Genomic DNA, 3706 nt, shown 5'->3' on the forward strand with positions numbered 1-3706 from the left:
CTCCCCTTAAAGGGGAGGAATTTTGCTACATCCTGTCAATAATTGCCCGGCGGGTCGCTGGCGGGGAAGGATTCGTCGGATTGTTCATCGACCATGTCCCAATCCTTGGCGGCGACACCCTCTTGCGGGCCGGCGTCGCGTATGATGCCGGACGAACCGACCGGCCCGCGATCGTCAAGGGGCTGCGCGGTGCCCATCCAGTCGCGCCAACCCTTGACCGCGAATGCGCCAAGGCCGGTGACGATGGCGAGTTTGAGCAGCCCCTTCATGGCGATGTCTCCTGTGGATGTTGCAGATGGACCCAGTCGGCGCGATTGTCGCCGACGGCGTCGGGGAACAGGCGGATTTCGCCCTCCTCATCGGCTCCGGCGGGAGGCTGATCGTCGGCGGCAGGCGGGGTGACGGACCAGCGTTCGCGCAGCGCGGCGTCGATCATCGCTTCCCACGCACCGGCATCCCCGGCGGCGAGCATGGCGCTGTCGGGCTGCTTCAGGATAGCAAGGATGCTGGCGGCATCCCCGACATGGGCGGGCCAGTCGTCAGGGGTGGCGGCGAGGTGGCGGGCGAGGCGTTCGATCAGGGGGCGATGTTCCATAGCGGGCAAACGCGCCTGACCGGCCTGCGTTCCGCCCGGTCATGACGATGTCGTATCTATTCGCCGATCCCCTCCAGCGCGGTGAAGCGTTGCGACCAGAGCGCGCCATAGACCGCCATCCACTGCACCACCGGGGCCAGCCCCTTGGCACGGGCGCTGTACCAGGTTTCGCGACCGGCGCGGCGGGCGGTCACAAGCGCGGCACGCTTGAGCTTGGCCATGTGGCGCGAGACCATGGGTTGCGATACGCCCGAAATGGCGGTCAGGGCGTGGACGCTCTGTTCGCCCTCGCGGACCAGATATTCGAGCAGGGCGCGGCGGGTGCCGTCCGACAGCGCCTTGAACTGGGCGTCGATGGTGGCAGGGCTGTTGGGGCTGTTCGTCATCATGGCGGCATAACCATATGGTTATGATATGGTCAAGCCAGCGGTTGCTTTTGCCCGTCATTGACCCGTTAACCAAAAAAAGTCTGGCGGGCGATGGGCTGAGTCTTTTGAGTCACACTGGCCGATATTGAGTCTCATGCTGCCGTCGCGACTCAACATATAGTGGCTACCCCCTTCGTTCCGCCCCATGTTAACCATTTTAAGAAAGGTTAACGCTAAGCTGCTGATCTTGACGGGAGTCTGCCAAGGACTCATCGCTGGGCCTCAGAACGAACGGGGGTTGTATATGGGTGTCATGGAACGGGTCGCGCCGCGGCGGAAGAAGGCGGTTGCTCTCGCACCAGTGACAATCGAGGCGGATCGCCTGCTGCGCGGCGACTGCATCGCCGAGATGGCCAAGCTGCCTGACGGCTGCATCGACATGATCTTTGCCGATCCGCCCTATAACCTGCAACTGGGTGGCGACCTGTTCCGGCCCGAAGGCGGGCGCGTCGATGCGGTCGATAATGATTGGGACAAGTTCGACACGCTGGGTGCCTATGACCGTTTTACCAAGGCGTGGCTGGCGCAGGCGCGTCGCATCCTGAAGCCCAACGGCACGATCTGGGTAATCGGCAGCTATCACAATATCTTCCGCGTCGGCACGGCGTTGCAGGATGAGGGCTTCTGGATCCTCAACGACATCATCTGGCGCAAGGCCAACCCGATGCCCAATTTCAAGGGCACGCGCTTTACCAATGCGCATGAAACGCTGATCTGGGCCAGCCAGGGCGAGGACGCGAAATATACGTTCAATTACAAGGCGATGAAAACGCTGAACGATGAATTGCAGATGCGGTCCGACTGGGTGCTGCCGATCTGCGGCGGGCAGGAACGGCTGAAGCGCAACGGAACCAAGGCGCATCCGACCCAGAAGCCGGAATCCCTGCTCTATCGGGTGATGCTGTCCTGCACCAAGCCGGGCGATGTGGTACTTGATCCCTTTTTCGGCACCGGCACCACGGGCGCTGTGGCCAAGCGGCTGGGGCGCAAGTGGATCGGCATCGAGCGTGAGGACGCCTATATCGAGGTGGCGCTGGAGCGGATCGAGGCGGCGCTGCCGCTCGATGAATCCTCGCTCACCATCATGCAGACCGCGCGGCAACAGCCCAAGGTGGCGTTCGGCACGCTGGTCGAGACTGGCTATATCGCGCCCGGCACCAAGCTGAGCGACGTCAAGCGCCGCTGGAGCGCGGAGGTGCGGGCGGACGGATCGCTGAGCGTCGGGAGTGACACCGGGTCGATCCACAAAATGGGTGCGACCTTGCAGGGCGCGCCAAGCTGCAATGGCTGGACCTTCTGGCATGTCGAGGTTGACGGCAAGTTGCAGCCGATCGACACGCTGCGCCAGACCTATTTGCTGGCGAACGAGCCTTGATTCTCGCGCCGTCATCCTGACGAAAGTCGGGATCCATTGGCTCTAGGGTTGTGGGGCAGGATGAGCGTAGAGCCAATGGATGCTGAAACAAGTTCAGCATGACGAGACAAGGTAAAGACTGCTTCATGACCCTACCGCCTATCCCCGCCGATGCCCGGCTGTACCTGCACCCGGTCTGGTTCGTGCCTTCACCCTTTGGCCTTCCCGATGGCGCGGCTGCGCGGATGGGGAATGGGTTGTTGTGGTTTCAGGGCTATGAACTGACCGTGCTTCGCGGGCGCGACCGGGTGGCGCGGGTGACCATCCCCGTGGCGGAATTTGATGCGGTGGTGGCGGGCCTGCCCGAACCGCTGGCGCAGCGGGCGCGGACGTTGGCCGCCAATATTTCGGTGCAGCGTGCGCCGCTAATCCTTGGCGAGCGGACAATCCGCTTCGACGGGCCGCAGGTGATGGCGATCCTGAACATTACGCCCGACAGTTTTTCCGATGGCGGCAAGCATGTCGGCGATCCGCAGGCGGCCGCCGATGCAGGCTTTGCCATGGCGGCGGCAGGCGCGGCGCTGGTCGATGTGGGGGGCGAGTCCACCCGGCCGCGTGCGGAGAAATTATGGGAGGGCGACGAGATCGCCCGTGTCGTCCCGGTGATCGAGCGGCTGGCGGCGGCGGGCGTGCCGGTGTCGATCGACACGCGCAAGGCGGCGGTGATGGAGGCGGCGCTGGGCGCGGGCGCGAAAATCGTCAATGATGTGAGCGCGTTGCAACATGATCCGCGCGCGATGGAAGTGGTCGTTGCGGCGGGATGCCCGGTCATCCTGATGCACGCGCCGTCGGCGGGGGACGATCCGCACGACAATCCCGCTGGTTATGGCGATGTGGTCGCCGATGTGTTCGACCATCTGGAGGCGCGGGTCGCCGCCTGTGTTGCAGCGGGCATCGCGCGCGAGAAGATCATGGTCGATCCGGGGCTGGGTTTTGGCAAGGGGCTGGCCGATAATCTGGCGCTAGTGAACAGGCTTGCGACCTTTCAGGGGCTGGGCGTGCCTGTGCTGTTTGCCGGCAGTCGCAAGCGGCTGATCGGCGCGCTGTCGAACGAAGCGCCGGCATCAGACCGGCTGGGCGGATCGATCGCGCTCGCCTTCCGCGCGGCGGAGCAGGGCGCGCAGATGGTGCGGGTGCATGATGTGCGCGAAAGCGTGCAGGCGCTGCATCTGTGGCGCGGGCTGGCCGATGCGGGGCTGAGCGCGGTTTGAGGGGCGATAAAGCTGAGACCCTGTGTCATCCTCCCCTTGCAGGGGAGGTGTCAGCGCG

General features: G+C 64.2%; 5 protein-coding genes. 2 read left to right on the plus strand and 3 right to left on the minus strand.

Features of this window, described 5'->3' with window-relative positions; translation table 11 throughout:
* Nucleotides 1-35: 35 nt before the first annotated feature.
* From EBBID32_RS08905 to EBBID32_RS08915, 3 genes are read right to left on the minus strand one after another with little or no spacing between them, the layout of a single operon-like run.
* The gene (locus tag EBBID32_RS08905; RefSeq protein WP_006954396.1) at nucleotides 36-269 is read right to left on the minus strand and encodes a hypothetical protein; all 234 of its coding nucleotides are present in this window, start codon (nucleotides 267-269) and stop codon (nucleotides 36-38) included.
* Nucleotides 266-595, minus strand: a complete 330-nt coding sequence (locus tag EBBID32_RS08910; protein ID WP_006954398.1) for a hypothetical protein — start codon at nucleotides 593-595, stop codon at nucleotides 266-268. The genes EBBID32_RS08905 and EBBID32_RS08910 overlap by 4 nt, the downstream gene beginning before the upstream one ends.
* Nucleotides 596-651: 56 nt before the next feature.
* A complete protein-coding gene (locus EBBID32_RS08915) occupies nucleotides 652-984 on the minus strand; it encodes an ArsR/SmtB family transcription factor (protein WP_006954400.1) in 333 nt (110 codons plus the stop codon).
* 283 nt (nucleotides 985-1267) lie between these two features.
* Between EBBID32_RS08915 and EBBID32_RS08920 the strand changes: the two genes are divergently transcribed.
* Nucleotides 1268-2398 carry a site-specific DNA-methyltransferase gene (locus EBBID32_RS08920; protein WP_037489932.1) on the plus strand — a complete coding sequence of 377 codons (1131 nt, stop codon included), beginning with the start codon at nucleotides 1268-1270 and terminating at the stop codon, nucleotides 2396-2398.
* Between the two features lie 125 nt (nucleotides 2399-2523).
* Nucleotides 2524-3648: a dihydropteroate synthase gene (gene folP / locus EBBID32_RS08925; RefSeq protein WP_006954404.1), complete on the plus strand. Its 1125-nt coding sequence runs from the start codon at nucleotides 2524-2526 to the stop codon at nucleotides 3646-3648.
* Nucleotides 3649-3706 lie beyond the last annotated feature (58 nt).

The organism is Sphingobium indicum BiD32, assembly GCF_000382885.1.
Classification (GTDB): domain Bacteria; phylum Pseudomonadota; class Alphaproteobacteria; order Sphingomonadales; family Sphingomonadaceae; genus Sphingobium; species Sphingobium japonicum_C.